The 16,991-nt window shown below is 62.4% G+C and carries 15 protein-coding genes; 11 read left to right on the top strand and 4 right to left on the bottom strand.

All coding sequences use genetic code 11. From position 1 onward, the window contains the following. Positions 1 to 43 precede the first annotated feature (43 nt). The 3 genes from K3724_RS00210 to K3724_RS00200 all read left to right on the top strand — a co-directional run bounded on the left by K3724_RS00210 (position 44) and on the right by K3724_RS00200 (position 3,093). Positions 44 to 1,945, top strand: a complete 1,902-nt coding sequence (locus K3724_RS00210) for a PAS-domain containing protein (RefSeq protein ID WP_259989013.1) — start codon at positions 44 to 46, stop codon at positions 1,943 to 1,945. Continuing rightward, positions 1,942 to 2,646 carry a response regulator transcription factor gene (locus K3724_RS00205; protein WP_259989011.1) on the top strand — a complete coding sequence of 235 codons (705 nt, stop codon included), beginning with the start codon at positions 1,942 to 1,944 and terminating at the stop codon, positions 2,644 to 2,646. Before K3724_RS00210 ends, K3724_RS00205 begins: the two co-directional genes overlap by 4 nt. Positions 2,647 to 2,865: 219 nt before the next feature. After that, positions 2,866 to 3,093 (top strand): WGR domain-containing protein, encoded by a 228-nt coding sequence (locus K3724_RS00200; protein WP_129369241.1) that lies wholly within the window; start codon positions 2,866 to 2,868, stop codon positions 3,091 to 3,093. 86 nt (positions 3,094 to 3,179) lie between these two features. Here K3724_RS00200 and K3724_RS00195 read toward each other — a convergent pair whose 3' ends face one another. Next, positions 3,180 to 4,379 carry a hydantoinase/carbamoylase family amidase gene (locus K3724_RS00195; RefSeq protein WP_259989009.1) on the bottom strand — a complete coding sequence of 400 codons (1,200 nt, stop codon included), beginning with the start codon at positions 4,377 to 4,379 and terminating at the stop codon, positions 3,180 to 3,182. A gap of 144 nt (positions 4,380 to 4,523) precedes the next feature. Here K3724_RS00195 and K3724_RS00190 point away from each other — a divergent pair, with 144 nt between their 5' ends. From K3724_RS00190 to K3724_RS00175, 4 genes are all read left to right on the top strand, one after another. Next, positions 4,524 to 5,174: a histidine phosphatase family protein gene (locus K3724_RS00190; protein WP_259989007.1), complete on the top strand. Its 651-nt coding sequence runs from the start codon at positions 4,524 to 4,526 to the stop codon at positions 5,172 to 5,174. 23 nt (positions 5,175 to 5,197) lie between these two features. Beyond that, a complete protein-coding gene (locus K3724_RS00185) occupies positions 5,198 to 5,812 on the top strand; it encodes a glutathione S-transferase family protein (RefSeq protein ID WP_259989005.1) in 615 nt (204 codons plus the stop codon). 11 nt (positions 5,813 to 5,823) lie between these two features. Beyond that, entirely contained in the window at positions 5,824 to 6,876 is a 1,053-nt protein-coding gene (locus K3724_RS00180; protein ID WP_259989003.1) for a saccharopine dehydrogenase, read from the top strand. Positions 6,877 to 7,021: 145 nt separating this feature from the next. After that, the gene (locus K3724_RS00175) at positions 7,022 to 8,164 is read left to right on the top strand and encodes a saccharopine dehydrogenase family protein (protein WP_259989001.1); all 1,143 of its coding nucleotides are present in this window, start codon (positions 7,022 to 7,024) and stop codon (positions 8,162 to 8,164) included. A 67-nt stretch (positions 8,165 to 8,231) separates the two neighbouring features. Here K3724_RS00175 and K3724_RS00170 read toward each other — a convergent pair whose 3' ends face one another. Beyond that, a complete protein-coding gene (locus K3724_RS00170) occupies positions 8,232 to 8,555 on the bottom strand; it encodes a DUF3775 domain-containing protein (RefSeq protein ID WP_027257190.1) in 324 nt (107 codons plus the stop codon). Between the two features lie 699 nt (positions 8,556 to 9,254). Between K3724_RS00170 and K3724_RS00160 the strand changes: the two genes are divergently transcribed. The 3 genes from K3724_RS00160 to rpsO all read left to right on the top strand — a co-directional run bounded on the left by K3724_RS00160 (position 9,255) and on the right by rpsO (position 11,289). Then, the gene (locus K3724_RS00160) at positions 9,255 to 9,767 is read left to right on the top strand and encodes a DUF1643 domain-containing protein (RefSeq protein ID WP_259992719.1); all 513 of its coding nucleotides are present in this window, start codon (positions 9,255 to 9,257) and stop codon (positions 9,765 to 9,767) included. A 107-nt stretch (positions 9,768 to 9,874) separates the two neighbouring features. Beyond that, a complete protein-coding gene (locus K3724_RS00155) occupies positions 9,875 to 10,858 on the top strand; it encodes a calcium-binding protein (RefSeq protein ID WP_259988997.1) in 984 nt (327 codons plus the stop codon). 161 nt (positions 10,859 to 11,019) lie between these two features. Continuing rightward, entirely contained in the window at positions 11,020 to 11,289 is a 270-nt protein-coding gene (gene rpsO / locus K3724_RS00150) for a 30S ribosomal protein S15 (RefSeq protein ID WP_129369234.1), read from the top strand. Positions 11,290 to 11,462: 173 nt separating this feature from the next. Here the strand turns inward: rpsO and K3724_RS00145 are convergent, their stop codons facing one another. Then, complete coding sequence (locus tag K3724_RS00145) at positions 11,463 to 13,799, bottom strand: aldehyde dehydrogenase family protein (protein WP_259988994.1); 2,337 nt, start codon at positions 13,797 to 13,799, stop codon at positions 11,463 to 11,465. A gap of 11 nt (positions 13,800 to 13,810) precedes the next feature. Further along, on the bottom strand, positions 13,811 to 14,800 hold the full coding sequence (gene deoC, locus K3724_RS00140) for a deoxyribose-phosphate aldolase (RefSeq protein WP_259988992.1): 990 nt from the start codon (positions 14,798 to 14,800) through the stop codon (positions 13,811 to 13,813). Between the two features lie 246 nt (positions 14,801 to 15,046). Here deoC and mutL point away from each other — a divergent pair, with 246 nt between their 5' ends. Next, positions 15,047 to 16,978: a DNA mismatch repair endonuclease MutL gene (gene mutL / locus K3724_RS00135; RefSeq protein WP_259988989.1), complete on the top strand. Its 1,932-nt coding sequence runs from the start codon at positions 15,047 to 15,049 to the stop codon at positions 16,976 to 16,978. The last annotated feature ends 13 nt before the right edge of the window (positions 16,979 to 16,991 follow it).

Raw genomic sequence — 16,991 nt, 5'->3', positions numbered from 1 at the left:
GCCCCGCACCCGCCGCGATGCTAGCCATGAAGCGGGGAGAACCATGAACCGAATAAGCAAGCCGCACGCCGCCATGACCACCGCCGGGCTGAACCTGATCGCCCAGGCGCTGTCGATCTATGACAACGATCTGCGCCTGGCGGTCTGCAACAGGCGTTTCCAAGAGATGTTCTCACTGCCTGATCATCTGGTGCAGCCGGGGGCGTCCTTTGCCGACACTATCCGCTTTCTTGCGGAGGCCGGTGAATACGCGCCGGAAACAGATGCCAAGGACATCGTGCAAAGCCGGGTTGCTCAGGCACTGGATTTTGTGCCGCATTACCTGGAGCGTGAACGGCCCAACGGGCAGATGATTTCGATCGAAGGCTCGCCATTGCCGCAGGGTGGCTGGGTCACTGTCTACACCGACATCACCCGTGCCAAACAGGCAGAACAGCTGTTGCGCGCGCGGTCTGCGGAACTGTCAGAAAAGCTGATCACCCATACCGAGGAATTATCCGCCGCCAACCGCCAGCTGGAAGCCACAAATACAGCCCTGGAAGAGACCAAGCGCCAGCTGACCGAGATCGAAGGCCGTACCCGGCTGACGACCGAGATGATGCCCGCCCATATCGCCCACGTCGATGCGGACGGCTATTACACCTATACCAACCGCCGCCTCAGCTCGGTGTTTCCCAGCCGCCCCTCCGATATCCTCGGCATGCATATTGCGGACGCGTTGGGAGAGACTGCCTTTGACCGGATTGAGCCGCATTTGCTGGCGGCCTACAAGGGCAGCAGCCCGGTATTCGAGTTCACTGAAAGCCACGGCAGCCGCCGCATCCGGGTGGCCTTTACCCCTGACCAGCACGGCGGCGTCTATATCCTGTCAATGGATGTGACTGAGGAAACCCAGGCCCGGGTTGCCCTGCAGCAGGCCCGCCGCCGCGAGATGGCGGCGCAGATGACCAGCGGCCTGGCACATGATTTCTCAAATCTCTTGACCATAATACTCGGCATGCAAAGCAAGCTGGAGAAAATGGGGCTGAGCAGCGAGGCAACCGAACTGGTCCAAGGCACGCTTTCGGCCGCCAAGCGCGGCGGCCGGCTGCTAAACCGGATAGCTGAAATGACAGGCCAGCGCACCTTGCGCCCGCAGGCGGCCGACATGCATGCGCTGCTGGGTGAATTGAAGATCCTCGCCTCTCCCTCTCTGCCGCAGGGAATTGGGCTAAGCATCCTTGATAACATGCCGGACGAGGTGCTGCTTTTGGACAGCGGCAAGCTGCAGGATGCGCTTTTGAACCTGATCCTGAACGCCCGCGACGCTTGCGGAACTTCGGGCCAGATAACTGTCAGCGCCCATGCGGTCGGGCAGACCTGGGTGGAAATCACGGTGACCGACAGCGGCCCCGGTTTCTCCCCCGAAGCGCTGGACAAGGCGTTGAACCCTTTCTTCACCACCAAAGGCAGCGAAGGCTCCGGTCTTGGCCTGCCAATGGTTTACGACATGGCCAAGCTGGCCGGCGGCGACATGCGGATCAGCAACACCCAAACCGGCGCTTCGGTGACCCTGCGGCTGCCCTACCGGCTGGCACCTGATGCCAAGGGCGGCATGGCCCTGCTGGTCGAGGACAGCCAAGAACTGCGCGCTGCTTTTCGCGATATGCTGATTGATCTTGGCTACTCGGTGATCGAAGCGGCCAGCGTGGACGAAGCCAGTGCGCTCACCGCCGACTTGCCAGACATCGCGCTGGTGCTCTCCGACATCAAACTGGAGGGGACTGCCACCGGCATCGACTTGGCCACCCGGCTTGACGGCTCAAACCTGCCTTGCATCCTGATGACGTCCCTTCCCGTCAGCGACCCGTTGTTCCGCAAGGCCTTGAAATGCGGGCCGGTTTTGCGCAAACCATTCACCACGCATCAACTGTCCGCGCTGATCAAACCGGAGCCCGCCGCATGACATCGCCCTTGGTCACCATCCTGGATGACGAGCCGGAAATCCGCCGGATCCTGACCAGCACACTGGAGGACGCAGGCTTCCGCACCCAAAGCTTCGCGCGCGCGCGCGAATTCGAGGCGGCTCTGAACCGGATGGCACCCGATGTCTGCCTGGTTGATCTGTCGCTGCCCGATACTGACGGGCTGGCGTTGGTGCACCGGCTTGCACTGGAACAAGGCGCGGCGGTCATCATCATCTCCGGCCGTGCCCAGGTGCAGGACCGGGTGACGGGGCTGGAGCTGGGAGCTGATGATTACATCACCAAACCGTTTGATCCGGCCGAAGTTGTCGCCCGGGTCCGCGCCCGCCTGCGCAGCGCCCCCCGCACAGCGGCCCCTGCCAGCGATACCGCCCGGTTCTCCGGCTGGACCGCGCATTTCGACCGCTATTTGCTGGAAGATGAAACAGGCAGCGAAACCCCGTTTTCCCATGCCGAGGGCGAAGTTCTGCGGTTGTTCCTCGACAGCCCCAAGCGGCTGATCTCCCGCGCCCAGATGCAAGAGGCGCTTGGCGGTGCGGCTGGAGAGAGCTTTGACCGGGCAATGGATGTGCGCGTCTCCCGCCTGCGCACTAAGTTGCGCGAAGACCCCAAGAATCCACGTCTGATCAAGACGATCTATGGCGCGGGCTACATCTTCTTGGGCGATGTCGACTGGGGCTGACCCTGTTCCGGGACAAAACCAATTTTCCCGCAGGACGCTCTTTCTTCCAGACAAGAAGAGCGAAAGAAACCGCAGCTGCAGTATTTTGCCGGCCTTGTCCATTCTGGCTCAGCTGGTGTTCGCCGCGGCGGCGCTGTCTTCCACGCTCTGAGGTCTCACTTTTGTCAGCGCAGCATAGAGATTCTTGCCGCGGCGAATCGCTTGGCATAGAATCAATCCATGGCCACCTGTCTGCTCTACCGCCAAGCCCCTTCGCGCCCGTCCCGGTTCTACCGGATTGAGCTGGCGATGAACCTGTTTTCCGAGGTCTCCGTGCTGCGCGAATGGGGCATAGCCGGCGGCAACGGGCAAAGCGTCATCAACATCTACGGTAATCTGCGCGAGGCTTCCCTGGCTGCCGACAGGCACCGCAACCGGATGCTCAAACGCGGCTACGGACGGGGCTGACCCCGCCGCGCCAGCGGCGCCCGGCCCAACTGTGAGAGGGCATCCTGCAGGATGTCCGGGAACAGGCGGGAGAACCCGCCTGCAATTCATCCCGCCAGCGCCCGGGCCGCGCAGTCCAGCACCTGCAGTCCCAGCACCAGATCTGCTTCCGCTGTATCTTCGTCAAAGGCATGGCTTATACCGCCGATCGAGGGCACAAACAGCATTGCCGCAGGCATCACCGTCGCAAGATTGGCCGCATCATGCAAAGCACCCGACGGCATCTTTTGCCACTTTCGTGGTGCCAACGCCTCTGCAGCGGCCCCCAACTCCGCCTGAAACCGCGCATCCATCGCCACCGGTTCTATGCCCATCACCGGGCCAAGCAGGGCTGTGACGCCGTGCCCCGCAGAAACGTCCTGCGCCGTCTCCTTGATGAGCGTTTCCATCCGTGCCAGCCGGCCGGCATCCGCATCGCGCCACTGCATCGAAAACTCCACGCGCCCGGGCACAACTGAGGACGCATTGGGATGCAGCGCCACATGGCCGATGGTCCAGACCGTGGCAGCCGTGACCACACCGGCAAACCGGCTGTTCAGCTCTGTATTAAAGGCCGATAGCGCCTGGAACGCATCCCGGCGCAGGTGCATCGGCGTGGTGCCCGCATGGTTCTGCCGCCCTTCGAACGTGATCCGCATGTCGCGGATGCCGACGATATCCGTCACGACGCCAAGCCCAAGTCCGGTCTCCTCCAGATAGGGCCCCTGTTCGATATGCATCTCCAGAAACCCGGTGAACCGGCCGTGCGGCAGGAAATCCCCGGCCAGATCCGCCATCCGCGCCCGCATGTCCGCAAGCGTGCTGCCGGCGGTGTCGGTGAGGCCGTCCGCATCCTCCAGCGCCAGCTTGCCGGTCCAGACATCCGAGCCGGTCAGCACCCCGAACCGCCCCTCCTCATCCTGAAAGCTGACGCAGGAGACAGGCGGCCCTCCGGCTTCTTTGGCCGCGCGGGCAATCTCCAGCCCGGCCACCACACCCAGCGCCCCGTCCAGCCAGCCGCCCTCGGGCTGGCTGTCACTGTGCGAGCCCACCAGCAGGCTGTTCTCTCCGGCCAGCCCGAACAAGTTGCCCAGGGGGTCAAAATGCGGCTCTAACCCGCATTCTTTCATCCGTTCGGCCAGCCATTTCCGCGCCGCGATATCTGCTTCTGAAAACGCCTGCCGCACCACTCCCTTGCCTGCACCCGAGGCACCAAAGCTGCGCAGTTTATGAAGGTCATCCAGAAAACGCTGAGGGTTAAGGGGCATCGCATATCTCCCAATTGACAGATGCACATTGCTCCAGATTTGCCCCTGCCCTCAATCAAATTGATCAAACCTGCACCCGGCCTGGTCTTCCCTCTGCCCTGAACCTCCCCTAAGACTTCCCCGGTAACAACGGAGCCGCCGCCCATGTCCCACATAACGCTGATCCGCCACGGCCAAGCCAACACCGGCGCCCGGGACGAGGCCAGCTATGACCGTCTCAGCGATCTGGGTCATCAGCAGGCGGCCTGGCTGGGGGACCATTTGCGCAGCACCGGCAGCCACCACCCGCGCGTCTACTGCGGGACCCTCAGGCGGCATATCGAAACCGCGGCCTCTATGGGCTTTGCCGATCCGGCGCAGGACGCGCGGTTGAACGAGATGGAGTATTTCACCCTCGCCGAGGCGATGCGCGATCAGCACGGCCTGCCAATCCCGGAAGAGCGCGAGGGCTTTGTCGATCATTTACCCAAGGTTTTCGCCGCTTGGGCCAAAGACGAAATCGCCGATCCCTACGAAAGCTGGGCCAGTTTCGAAACCCGCACCCAGGCCTGTCTGGAGGAAATCGCCGCAGGCGACGGCCCCGCAATGGTTGTCACCTCCGGCGGGCTGATCTCGATGGCCATGCGGCAAGCGATGGGGCTGGACTCCGCCGCCATGGCCCGGGTTACGCTGGCGATCATGAACACCTCGATGCATCGTCTGTTCCCCATCGGCGGCCACCTGAGCCCGGTTTTGTTCAACGCAGTGCCGCATCTGGAAGCGCCGGACCGGCATTTTGCCCAGACACATCTTTGAACGACCGAGAGGGAGGAAAAGACATGCAGCTTTATTACGCCCCCAACACGATCTCCGTGGCTGTGGCCATCGCGCTGGAAGAAACCGGGATGGAGTACGAGGCGGTGAAGATCGACTTTGCCGCCAAGGAACAAACCGGCCCGGCCTATGCCCAGATCAACCCCAAGGGCCGGGTGCCCGCACTGGCGGTTGAGGGCGGCATCCTGACCGAGACCGGCGCGCTGCTGGAATACATCGCTGATATGGCGCCCGAGGCCGGCTTGCGCCCTCAGGACCCGGTATTGCAGGCGCGGATGCGCGAGGTGATGTTCTACCTCGCTTCAACCATGCATGTGAACCATGCTCATATGCGGCGCGGCGCCCGCTGGGCCAGCAAGACCTCCAGCTACAAGGATATGCAGGTCAAGGTGCCGCAGACGATGACGGCCTCCTGCGAGTACATCAGCCAGGCCGGCCTGCGCGGACCTTTTGTGCTGGGCGATACGGTCAGCCTCGCCGATTGCTACCTCTATGTGATCTGCACCTGGCTGGCGGGTGACGGGGTGAAGGTGGACGGGTTCCCCAAAATCCAGACTTTCATGACGGCAATGGAGCAGCGCGAGTCGATCCGCGCAGTCTATGCCAAGGGAATGCTTTGAAGGACATGACGATGACGCATCTGTGGGTACGGGCCGAACAGCGCCCGAATGAGGAGCGGGTCGGCCTGACCCCCGAAGGCGCCAAGGCACTGCTGTCAGGCGGCATCAGGGTCACGGTTGAGGAAAGCTCGGTCAGGGCGCTGCCGCTGCAGGGTTACATTGATGCAGGCTGCGGCATTGCACCGGAAAACTCCTGGCCCCAGGCCCCCGCGGACGCGATCATCTTTGGCCTCAAGGAACTGCCCGAGGACGGCACCCCGCTGCCCCACCGTCACATCATGTTCGGCCATGCCTTCAAGGGTCAGCATTCCGGCAAGGCACTGCTGGAGCGGTTCAAGGCCGGCGGCGGCACCCTTTATGATCTGGAATATCTGGTGGATGAAAGCGCCCGCCGGGTTGCTGCCTTTGGGTATTGGGCGGGCTATGCCGGCGCCGCGGTAACACTGAAATCCTGGACCGCCCAGCAGCGCGGCGGAATCTGCGGCCCGGTTGGCGTCTATGGCGGCAAGGATGCGCTGCTGACGGATCTGGGCGCGGAACTTGATGCCCTGAACAATGACCGCCCCTCTGCTATCGTGATCGGCGCGCTTGGCCGCGTCGGCACGGGTGCGGCTGATCTCTGCGAAGCAATGGGGGTCAAAGTCACCAAATGGGACATGGACGAAACCGCAAGCGGCGGCCCTTTTCCGGAGATCCTGGACCATGACCTATTTCTCAACTGTATCTTCGCCCGGCCCGGCACACCGGTCTTTGTCCCGCGCGAAGCGCTGACCGCGGACCGCAAGCTGACCGCCATCGGCGATGTCGCTTGCGACCCTGACAGTGACTACAATCCGGTGCCGGTCTATGACCGCGCGACATCATGGGAGCAACCTGCTCTGCGCGTCGCCGAACACCCGGTGCTGGATGTGATGGCAATCGACAACCTGCCCTCCATGCTGCCGGTGGAAAGCTCCGAGGATTACGCAGCTCAGCTGCTGCCATCGCTGCTGAGCCTCACCGATCTGGACAGCGGCGTCTGGGGCCGGGCCAAGGCCACCTTCCTGGAGCATCTGCCCAAATGACAGGTTTGTCCGTTCACGGAGAGGGCAGCGCCCGTCCGCGGGCGGAAGCAAAGCGCCCGCCCATGGGGGCGGACGGGCGCTGCCCGGCTTTCGGCCGGGCAAGAGGTTTCTTCTGCCCCCGCAATAATCGCAAGGGAGAACTCTCATGACAATTCACTGGTGCGGCACCGGCCTCTCCGCTATCCCCGGCCTCCGCCGCCTGCTCGAAGCGGGCCATGACGTGGCGGTCTGGAACCGGACCACCGACAAGGCGCATGAGGCCGTCGGCGATCTGACCACTAACATCCATGCCTTCAGCATCGCCAACCTGGGCCGGATGCTCAGCCCAAAGGACGTTATCGTCTCCATGCTGCCTGGCGACTGGCACGTGCCGCTGGCCGAGCTGGCGATAGAGCACGGCGCGCATTTCGTCTCCTCCTCCTACATCGCGCCGGAAATGCGCGCGCTGGACCAAAAAGCCAAGGATGCAGACGTCTGCCTGATCAACGAGGTGGGCCTGGATCCCGGCATCGACCACCTGATGGCGCATGCGCTGGTGGCGGATTACAAGGCGTCGGATGCCTTTGACGGGGAAAACGAAATAAGCTTCATCTCCTACTGCGGCGGCATCCCCAAGACCCCGAACCCGTTCCGCTACAAGTTCAGCTGGTCGCCGCTGGGCGTGCTGAAAGCGCTGCGCTCCCCCTCCAAGTCGATCCGCGATTTCAAGGAACTGGACGTCGCCCGCCCCTGGGATGCGATCTCCTCCTACGAGGCGCCGCTGCCAACCCCTGAAAGCTTCGAAGTCTACCCGAACCGCGACTCGATCCCGTTCATGGCGCAGTATGAGTTCGGCGAGGACTGGAAAGTGAAGGAATTCGTCCGCGGCACCCTGCGCCTCAACGGCTGGGCTGATGCCTGGGCGGATGTCTTCAAGGAGGTCGAAACCCTCAGCGGTCCCGAAGGCGACGCCCGGCTTAAGGAAATGTCGGACCAGTTCTGGACCGAGAACGCCTATGACGAGGGCGAGCCGGACCGGGTGGTGCTCTGCGTTGGCCTGAAGGCGGAAAAAGACGGCACCGAAGCCTGGCATAAGACCTATGTGATGGACGCCTGGGGCGACGACCGCGGCACCGCAATGGCCCGCCTGGTCTCCTATCCGGTGTCCTTCGCAATCGAGGCGGCCATGAACGGCAAGATCGCCACCGGTGTACATGCCGCGCCCAGCGACCTGGGCCTGGTCGAAAAGTGGATGGGCGGGATCGGCAAGCTGGCCCAGCACCTTGAGGTCGTCGACAGCAAGGCCTGAGGACTGCTGGAAACAACAAGGGGCGCCGGATTGCGGCGCCCTTTTGCATTCCAAACCGATGCGGCCCCTAGCGGCCGATCACATCGTCCTCAACATCGTTCACATCAATGCCCAGCGCTTCCATGCCAGCCTCCAGATTGTCAGCCAGATGCGGCGTTCCAAGCAAGTAATCGACGGTCGGCGTGGTCGCTTCCTGCCGGGCGGTATAGATCGCTTCCCCCAGTTCTTCCGGCTCAAAACTGCCGCGGCCGACCCACATGATACCAACCAATTCCGACTGCTGATCTTCCCCCATCCGGTCGATGAAGGCGCGCAATTCCCCTTCAGCCCGGCCCAGTTCACGGGCCATCATCGCCACTTGTGCCACCTTACGGGCTGAAATCTCCAGCATTGCTCCAATCCTTCTGTTCGCTGCCTCAGCATAGCAAACAGCAGGCCAAACGCCTAAGTCTTTGATCTGTGGCAAATGAAGCGCTGCATAGCTGTTTGTTTCCAGAGGTTGATAGTGCGATCCATTCATTGGAATGGAAGGACGCCTTATGGGACAGACATGCCACCTCTGCGTCGGTCCTGTCACCCGGCAGCGCATTGCGCAGCAATGTCTCGAGAAGTGCGGGCTTCAATCGCGGAGCTGAACCAGGAACCTGGCATCACCCGAAGCCGGTTGCGAAGCGGCGGGCTGCTAAGGATCAGAAGACCCGTTCCAATGAGTCCCGCTCAATCGTCCCTAGTGAAGAAGATGAAGCCATGATCGTTGCTTTCTGGTGCCCTTCTCTACGACCGCTGGACGACGGCCTTTGCACCCGCCCTCTCAAAACACTCAGTGGACGCGCGCCGTACAGATACATCTACAAGATCCGGACTTCAGAGCCAGACAGTTTCCTTGTGGATACGATCCACCAGAAGCCGGGACTGAACACTTTGGTGAGCAGCAACAATTCCATGCAAAACCTGTCCGAAAGAAATACAACGCCAACAGCTGCAATGTGTCGTGGTGCCCGGCTATGCACATAAAGGGCGCTTCTTGGGGTGATCTTGAAACTTGGACCGCAAGCTTGGGCAGTCGAACAAGCCCTGCTACAAGCGGCTGATGATCACCCGCAGCCACACCAAGGGCGATGCGCCCTCAACCGCCGTCTATTCCGATTGCGAAACCTATCGCTACAGCCTGACCCGGGTCTGGGATCCTGCCGGGCCGCGGGTGATGTTTGTGATGCTGAATCCGTCAACCGCAACCGAAGTGCAGAATGATCCGACCATTGAACGCTGCGAGCGCCGCGCACGGGCATTGGGGTTCGGCGGTTTCCGGGCCACCAACATCTTTGCCTGCCGGGTCACCGATCCGCGCGGGATGCGGCAGCTGGCAGAGCCGGAAGGCCCGGGCAACATGGCGGCCATTTTAAACGGTGTTGATTGGGCTGACATGGTAATCTGCGCCTGGGGCACCCATGGTGAGCACCGCGGGCAAGGGGCCCGGGTTGCCGCGGCGCTGCGCGCAACTGGAAAGCCGCTGCACCACCTTGGCCTCAGCAAGGCCGGCCATCCGAAGCATCCGCTTTACATCGCCTACTCCCAGCAACCGGCGCTTTGGCAGCAGCGTTAGCGGGTTCTTCAACGCCTGTTAACTCATGTTCCCCATTTGTTTTGCCTTTTCAATCCAGGCGTGTGACCGTTCAGGTGGGTGTATGTTTTGTTGAGGTTGAGCGGGCAATGTTGTGGCTGGCAAGTGTTCTGGGCCTTGTTGCGGTAGGCAGCGCAGTCCTGGTTGATACAGATTCCCCGGATGAGGCGAATCCGGCCTCCGGCCCCGATCCGGAGGCGGACACTGGCGGGGATGGGCTGGATGGCGGGTTTATCGAGCCGGGCGGCAGCACCGTAACCGGCACCGATGAAAATGACATCATCGCGGGAACCGGGGCGGCTGACAGCCTTAGCGGCGGCGATGGCGATGATCAGCTTGGCGGGTACAGCGGTCATGACTGGATAGACGGGGGCCAGGGCAGCGATGTTCTGCATGGCGGTAGCGGAGATGACAGCCTGTCCGGCGGCACAGGCCAGGACCTGCTGCACGGCGAAGACGGTGATGACGTGCTGCAGGGCGCCGCCGGAGAGGACAGTCTCTTTGGGCATTTCGGGGATGACACGCTTCAGGGCGGCGGCGGTGCGGACTTGCTGCACGGCGGTCAGGGCGAAGATTGGCTGGAAGGCGGCAAGGGACATGACACACTGCATGGCAATGACGGCGATGACAGCCTAGTGGGCGGCGACGGCGCCGACGCGCTGTTTGGCGGTTATGGAAATGATGTGGTGTCCGGCGCCGGGGACGGCACGGATCAGGACTATCTTAATGGCGGTGCCGGTGAGGATACACTGATTGCCGGGGCGGGGGATGTGCTGACCGGCGGTGCAGGCGAGGATCAGTTCATGGCTGGCAACTGGACCGGGACCGCAGAGGCGGTGCAACTGATGGATTTCGATACGGATGAAGATAAGCTGGTTCTGGTTTGGGATTTTGAGGACGGCGAAGAGCCTTCTATAGAGTTGCAACAAAACCCCGAGGCAGGTGACGAGCAGGTTATCCTTGTCGACGGTGAGCCTGCCTTGCGGGTCACCGGAGCCAGCGGGCTGACGGCGGCGGATCTGGTACTGATCGACACAGCTTCGGCCGCAGCGACCGGGTTGCTGCCGCAGTAGGCCCGCGCGGATCCACCCTCTGGCAGTTAATCTTTGCCTTTAACATGAAAACATCATATACGCCCGCATCTGCTGCGATTCTGCGGCAGATATCTCCATGGGCCTGTGCTGGACGACATCCCGGCCTGAGCCATCCACTCTAACCTTTTAAGGAGACCCCGATGTCGATCACTGCAGAAGAAAAAACCCGCCTGATGAAAGAATTCGCAACCAAGGACGGCGACACCGGTTCGCCGGAAGTCCAGGTTGCAATCCTGACCTCGCGCATCAACACCCTGACTGAGCACTTCAAAACCCACAAGAAGGACAACCACGGCCGCCGTGGCCTTCTGAAGATGGTTGCTCAGCGCCGCAAGCTGCTGGACTACACCAAAGGCAAGGACGTGTCCCGTTACCAGGACCTGATCAAGCGCCTGGGTATCCGCCGCTAATCCGCGCTTATCCCGGATTTTTTACGCCCGTTCCGAAAGGAGCGGGCGTTTTCTTTTGCTTGCAAGTCCCGTCTTGGGCCTGGGACGCCGGCAGGGCCAAAAAGAAAACGCCGCCCCGGATGGAGCGGCGCTGTATATTTTGACCAGAAGCGGGAAAGCCCTGGGGACCTGTTTCACTCGCCGTAGGGCACCCAGATATTTTTGATCTCGGTGGCTTCTTGCAGGAAACGCTTGCTGTGGTCCTGCGTCCAGTCCATCGCGGTGGCGTTGTTGACCCAAGTCCGTTTCAGATTGCCCGCCGATGCGGCTTCGATCACCGCCGACAGATCGGTGGAGGAAAAGCTCCAAACAGCATCCACGTTCAAATGCGACGCCAGCGGTTTTGCCAGCTCGGCGTGGCTGCCGGTCAGGATGTTGACCACGCCTGCGGGCACGTCTGATGTTTCCAAAACCTGGTAAAAATCGGTAGCCGCCAGCGGGAAGGGTTCGGAGGACGCCAGCACCACCCGGTTGCCCATGGCAATGGCAGGCGCCATTGCCGAAACCAGACCCAGCAGCGGTGCCTCATCGGCGCAGAGCACGCCAATCACACCGGCGGGTTCCTTCATTGCCAGCGCCACGCCGCGGATCGGTACGCCGTGGACCTGACCGTCATATTTGTCGGCCCAGGCAGCCGCAGTGAACAGGCGCTGGATCGAGGCCTCAACCTCAGCGGCGCCGGTCTTCTTGCCGGTCATTGCGTCAATGCGGGCGGCAAACTCCGCGGCTCGGGCCGAGAGGTTCTCGCCAATATAGTACAGGATCTGTGCCCGAAGATGGCCGGTGGTCTTGGACCATTTTCCGGCGCCGGCGGCGGCTTCAACCGCGTTGCGGACATCCTTGCGGCTGCCGAGGCCGACGTGGCCCAGCAGCGCGCCGGATTTGCCATAGACCGCCTGGGAATAACCGCTGTCCGGGCGGGTCTGCTTGCCGCCGACATACATCTTGGCGGTACGGTCCAGCGGGTCTGCCGGGGCGCCAACGCCCTCAAACGGCTCCACCCTGGCCAGCGGTTTGGCTGCGGTCTTGGGGCGGGTATAGGCGGTCAGGCCCTCCCAGCCGCCCTCGCGTCCAAAGCCGCTCTCACGCACACCGCCAAAACCCGCAGCGGCGTCGAACATATTGGTGCCGTTGATCCAAACAACGCCGGCCGCCAGTTTCGGCGCCATATCCAGGGCCAGGTTCACGTTCTCGGTCCAAAGCGTCGCAGCAAGGCCGTAGCGGGTGTTGTTGGCCAGCTCCGCCGCCTCTTCGAGAGTGCGGAAGGTGCAGGAGACCAGCACAGGGCCAAAGATCTCCTCCTGCATCAGCGGATCGGCAGGCGACAGGCCTTCAATCAGCGTTGGCGGGTAGAAACAGCCGCCTTCTGGCATTTTCACCTGGGCCTGGTGCATGGTGCCGGCGGTATTGGCCGCGACCATGCTGCTGATGGTATCCAGCTGCACCGGGTCGACGACGGCGCCGACGTCGATGCATTTATCCAGCGGGTTGCCGATACGCAACCCGTCCATCCGGGCGCGCAGCTTGGTGTGGAAGCGTTCAGCGATGCCTTCCTGCACCAGCAGACGCGAGCCGGCACAGCAAACCTGGCCCTGGTTGAACCAGATCGCATCGACCAGCCCTTCGATAGCTGAATCAATATCGGCGTCGTCAAACACGATATAGGGGGACTTGCCGCCCAGCTCCAGCGTCAGCGCTTTGCCGCTGCCTGCGGTGGCCTCGCGGATCCGGCGGCCAACGGAGGTGGAACCGGTGAAGGCGACCTTATCCACATCTGCCGCAGTGATCATTTCGCCCACGGCACCGTCGCCGGTGACGATGTTGACAACGCCCTTGGGCAGGCCCGCCTGATGGCAGATGTCGGCAAACAGCAGCGCGGTGAGAGAGGTGTACTCAGCAGGTTTCAGCACCACCGTGTTGCCCATGGCGATTGCAGGCGCGATCTTCCAGGCCAGCATCAGCAGGGGGAAATTCCACGGGATGATCTGGCCGCAGACGCCCAGGGCCTCGGCATCCGGCAGTTCGCTTTCCATCAGCTGGGCCATGCCTGCGTGATAGTAGAAATGCCGCTGGGCCAGCGGGATATCGATGTCGCGGGATTCGCGGATCGGCTTGCCGTTATCGAGCGTTTCCAGCACTGCAAACAGGCGGGAATGTTTTTGCAGCAGCCGGGCAATGGCATAGAGATACTTGGCGCGGCCGGGCCCGCCAAGACCGGCCCAACGGCCCTGCGCCTTGCGGGCTGCTTCAACGGCGCTGTCGACGTCTGCTTGCGTGGCTTGGGTCAGGGTCGCCAAAACTTCACCGGTGGCTGGGTTTTTACTGTCAAATCCTTCGCCAGGGGCGGTGAACTCACCGTTGATGAAATGGCCGAACCGGCTGCCCTGATCGACCAGCCAGGCCAGTGCCTCGGCAGCGCTTTCGGGGGCTGGGCCGTATTCCATGGTGTCGAAAATCTCTTTGATGGTCATGTGTTCAGCCCTCAGCCCATGGAATGGCGGTAGCCGGCGGAGTATGCCCCGGTGACATGGTGTTCCAGCTGACGCTCGATATCGCCCAGCAGTGACGAGGCGCCAAAGCGGAACAGATCAGGCTGCAGCCAGCGGTCGCCCAGTTCGTCCTTCATCAGCGCCAGATAGACGAGTGCATCCTTGGCCTTGGAAATGCCGCCCGCTGGCTTATAGCCGACGCGGTGGCCCGTACGGTCATAATAGTCGCGGATTGCGCGGATCATCACCAGGCTGACAGGCAGAGTAGCGTTGACGCTTTCCTTGCCGGTGGAGGTCTTGATGAAATCGGCCCCTGCCATCATGCAGATCAGCGAGGCACGGGCGACGTTTCGCAAGCTGCCCAATTCGCCGGTCGCCAGGATCGCCTTCACATGGGCGTCGCCGCACGCCTGGCGGAAGGCCTTCATCTCGTCATAAAGCGCCTGCCAATTGCCGGTCAGAACATGGCGGCGCGAGATCACGATGTCGATTTCCCCGGCGCCTGCCTTGACGCTTTCCTCAATCTCCGCCAACCGCAGGTGGAAGGGCGACAGGCCGGCCGGAAAGCCAGTGGAGACCGCGGCAACCGGAATGCCAGTGCCCTGCAATGCGGCAACAGCCGTGGGGATCATGTCGTGATAGACGCAGACCGCCCCGGTAGTGAGGCCTTCCATGCCCAATGTGCGCAGAACACCGGCGCTGACCGGCTGCCGGGCTTTGGCGCACAAGCGGCGGACACGGCCCTCGGTGTCGTCACCGGACAGCGTGGTGAGGTCAATGAGGCTGATGGCTTTCAAAAGCCAGGCGGCCTGATGATCTTTCTTTACACTGCGGCGGCCCGGCAGGGTGGCGCAGCGGCGTTCGATGGCCGACGTATTGGCCTGCACGGCGGCGACCCAGTCCAGGTCCAGCGCCATGCCCGGATTGCGCGGCTCGGCTAGCTGCGGCAGCTGCGCGCTTCGTTCAGCGATTTGGCTTTCCATTCGGGGAGTCCTCAGCAGAGTTCCGTGCGAAATTCGCACGGGTGCGGCATATTGGCAAGCAAGGCCAAGGATTGCAGGCGGCTTTTTTGACTGATTGGACAAAATATTGGTGCGCGGGCTGCAATGGCGCTCTGAAAACCGGGTGGATACAGGCAGTTTGGTGCGAAAATCTTCTTTTACGCGCCTCCTGCCAAAGCTCCGCGCATTCCAGTGGCAGAATCAGCTCCGCATGCTAAATTTAGCGGTATGAGCAGTGCAGAACCCCATATCAGCGATAAAACGCGACCAATCATCCGCCAGCTGGATGACAGCGCCATCAACCGGATTGCCGCTGGCGAGGTGGTGGAACGCCCCGCTTCAGCGGTCAAAGAGCTCGTGGAGAATGCCATTGATGCCGGCGCCGCCCGCATCACCGTAGAAATCGCCGATGGCGGCAAGACGCTGATCCGGGTGAGTGATGACGGCTGCGGCATGACGCCGGAGGACTTGCCGTTGGCATTGTCCCGCCACGCGACGTCCAAGATTGACGGCTCGGACTTACTGAACATCCATACCTTCGGGTTCCGCGGCGAGGCGCTGCCTTCTTTGGGGGCTGTTGGGCGGCTGACAATCACCAGCCGCGCTGCAGGGCATGAGGCGGCGCAGATCCGGGTCTCCGGCGGCAGGCTGGAGCTGGTGAAACCCGCCGCTTTGCGGGCAGGCACCATAGTCGAGTTGCGCGATCTGTTTTTTGCCACACCGGCGCGGCTCAAGTTCATGCGCACCGATCGGGCCGAGAGCCAGGCGATTTCCGACACGGTGAAACGGCTGGCAATGGCAGAGCCTTCGGTAGGATTCACGCTGCGCGATGTATCGGGCGGCGGTGAGGGTCGGGTGACCTTCCGCGCCGATCCTTTGCCGGGCGATTTGTTTGATGCGCTGCACGGGCGGCTGGCTTCGGTTCTGGGGCGTGATTTTGCCGAGAACGCGTTGAAGATTGATGCCGCCCGCGAGGGGATCCGCCTCTTTGGCTATGCGGCGCTGCCGACCTATTCGCGCGGCGCTGCGGTGGCGCAGTTCCTGTTCGTGAACACGCGCCCGGTGAAGGACAAGATGCTGACCGGGGCGCTTCGGGCCGCCTATTTCGATTTCCTCAGTCGCGACCGGCATCCGGCCGCAGCGCTGTTCATCGATTGCGACCCGCAGCTGGTGGATGTGAACGTGCATCCTGCCAAATCCGAGGTGCGGTTCCGCGACCCCGGACTGGCACGCGGGCTGATCGTGTCTGCCCTGCGCCATGCGCTGGCAGAGGCCGGACACCGCGCGTCAACCACAGTGGCGGGCGCCACTCTGGGGGCAATGAAACCGGAACAACCTACAGCTACCGGTGCGCCGCGGATCTATCAGATGGACCGGCCGTCCATGGGCGCACGCAGCAGCGCTTACGCGGCGCAAGCCCCCGGGTTGCCGCAAATGTCTTCCTTCGATGCGCCGCCATCGCCAGGTTTTGCCGAATTGCAGGGGTCCTACAGCGGGCGGGTCACAGAGGTGCCAGTGGCTCCAATGGCCCCGGGTCAGGCCTCGGATGCGTCCGGGGCCACCGCCCCCGGGGCCGAGCAGCTGCCGTTGGGGGCGGCGCGCGGCCAGGTGCATGAGAATTACATCATCGCCCAGACTGCCGACGGCATGGTGATCGTCGACCAGCACGCAGCACATGAGCGGCTGGTCTATGAAAAGCTGAAACATCAGATGGCAGAGAATGGCGTTGCGGCCCAGGCACTCTTGATACCGGAGATTGTCGAGCTGAGCGACAATGACTGTGCCTGCCTGCTGGGCGTGGCTGATGAGCTTGCGAAATTCGGCCTTGGCATTGAGGCCTTTGGCGGCACGGCTGTTGCAGTGCGGGAAACCCCCGCGATCCTGGGCGAGGTCAACGCTGAAGCGATGATCAAGGATATTCTGGACGAACTGTCCGACCAGGGCGGAACCCAGCTGGTGCAAGCCAAGATCGAGGCGATCCTGAGCCGGGTGGCCTGCCATGGCTCGATCCGCTCAGGAAGGCGGATGCGGGGCGAGGAAATGAATGCTCTGCTGCGCGAGATGGAGGCCACGCCCCATTCCGGCCAGTGCAACCACGGCCGTCCCACCTATGTGGAACTGCAACTGGCAGATATCGAGCGCCTTTTCGGGCGCACCTGAACAAGAACCCCCG

Origin of the sequence: Leisingera sp. M658 (assembly GCF_025144145.1) — a bacterium.
In the GTDB taxonomy this organism is placed as follows: domain Bacteria; phylum Pseudomonadota; class Alphaproteobacteria; order Rhodobacterales; family Rhodobacteraceae; genus Leisingera.
This window is presented reverse-complemented; position numbering and strand designations above follow the sequence as displayed.

Excerpts from the sequence above, each read along its gene's own strand:
- K3724_RS00190 (WP_259989007.1), top strand. The coding sequence starts at position 4,524 with ATGTCCCACATAACGCTGATCCGCCACGGCCAAGCCAACACCGGCGCC.
- mutL (WP_259988989.1), top strand. The coding sequence starts at position 15,047 with ATGAGCAGTGCAGAACCCCATATCAGCGATAAAACGCGACCAATCATC.
- K3724_RS00175 (WP_259989001.1), top strand. The coding sequence starts at position 7,022 with ATGACAATTCACTGGTGCGGCACCGGCCTCTCCGCTATCCCCGGCCTC.
- K3724_RS00205 (WP_259989011.1), top strand. The coding sequence starts at position 1,942 with ATGACATCGCCCTTGGTCACCATCCTGGATGACGAGCCGGAAATCCGC.
- K3724_RS00160 (WP_259992719.1), top strand. The coding sequence starts at position 9,255 with ATGATCACCCGCAGCCACACCAAGGGCGATGCGCCCTCAACCGCCGTC.
- K3724_RS00210 (WP_259989013.1), top strand. The coding sequence starts at position 44 with ATGAACCGAATAAGCAAGCCGCACGCCGCCATGACCACCGCCGGGCTG.
- K3724_RS00195 (WP_259989009.1), bottom strand. The coding sequence starts at position 4,379 with ATGCCCCTTAACCCTCAGCGTTTTCTGGATGACCTTCATAAACTGCGC.
- deoC (WP_259988992.1), bottom strand. The coding sequence starts at position 14,800 with ATGGAAAGCCAAATCGCTGAACGAAGCGCGCAGCTGCCGCAGCTAGCC.
- K3724_RS00180 (WP_259989003.1), top strand. The coding sequence starts at position 5,824 with ATGACGCATCTGTGGGTACGGGCCGAACAGCGCCCGAATGAGGAGCGG.
- K3724_RS00155 (WP_259988997.1), top strand. The coding sequence starts at position 9,875 with ATGTTGTGGCTGGCAAGTGTTCTGGGCCTTGTTGCGGTAGGCAGCGCA.
- K3724_RS00145 (WP_259988994.1), bottom strand. The coding sequence starts at position 13,799 with ATGACCATCAAAGAGATTTTCGACACCATGGAATACGGCCCAGCCCCC.
- rpsO (WP_129369234.1), top strand. The coding sequence starts at position 11,020 with ATGTCGATCACTGCAGAAGAAAAAACCCGCCTGATGAAAGAATTCGCA.
- K3724_RS00185 (WP_259989005.1), top strand. The coding sequence starts at position 5,198 with ATGCAGCTTTATTACGCCCCCAACACGATCTCCGTGGCTGTGGCCATC.
- K3724_RS00200 (WP_129369241.1), top strand. The coding sequence starts at position 2,866 with ATGGCCACCTGTCTGCTCTACCGCCAAGCCCCTTCGCGCCCGTCCCGG.
- K3724_RS00170 (WP_027257190.1), bottom strand. The coding sequence starts at position 8,555 with ATGCTGGAGATTTCAGCCCGTAAGGTGGCACAAGTGGCGATGATGGCC.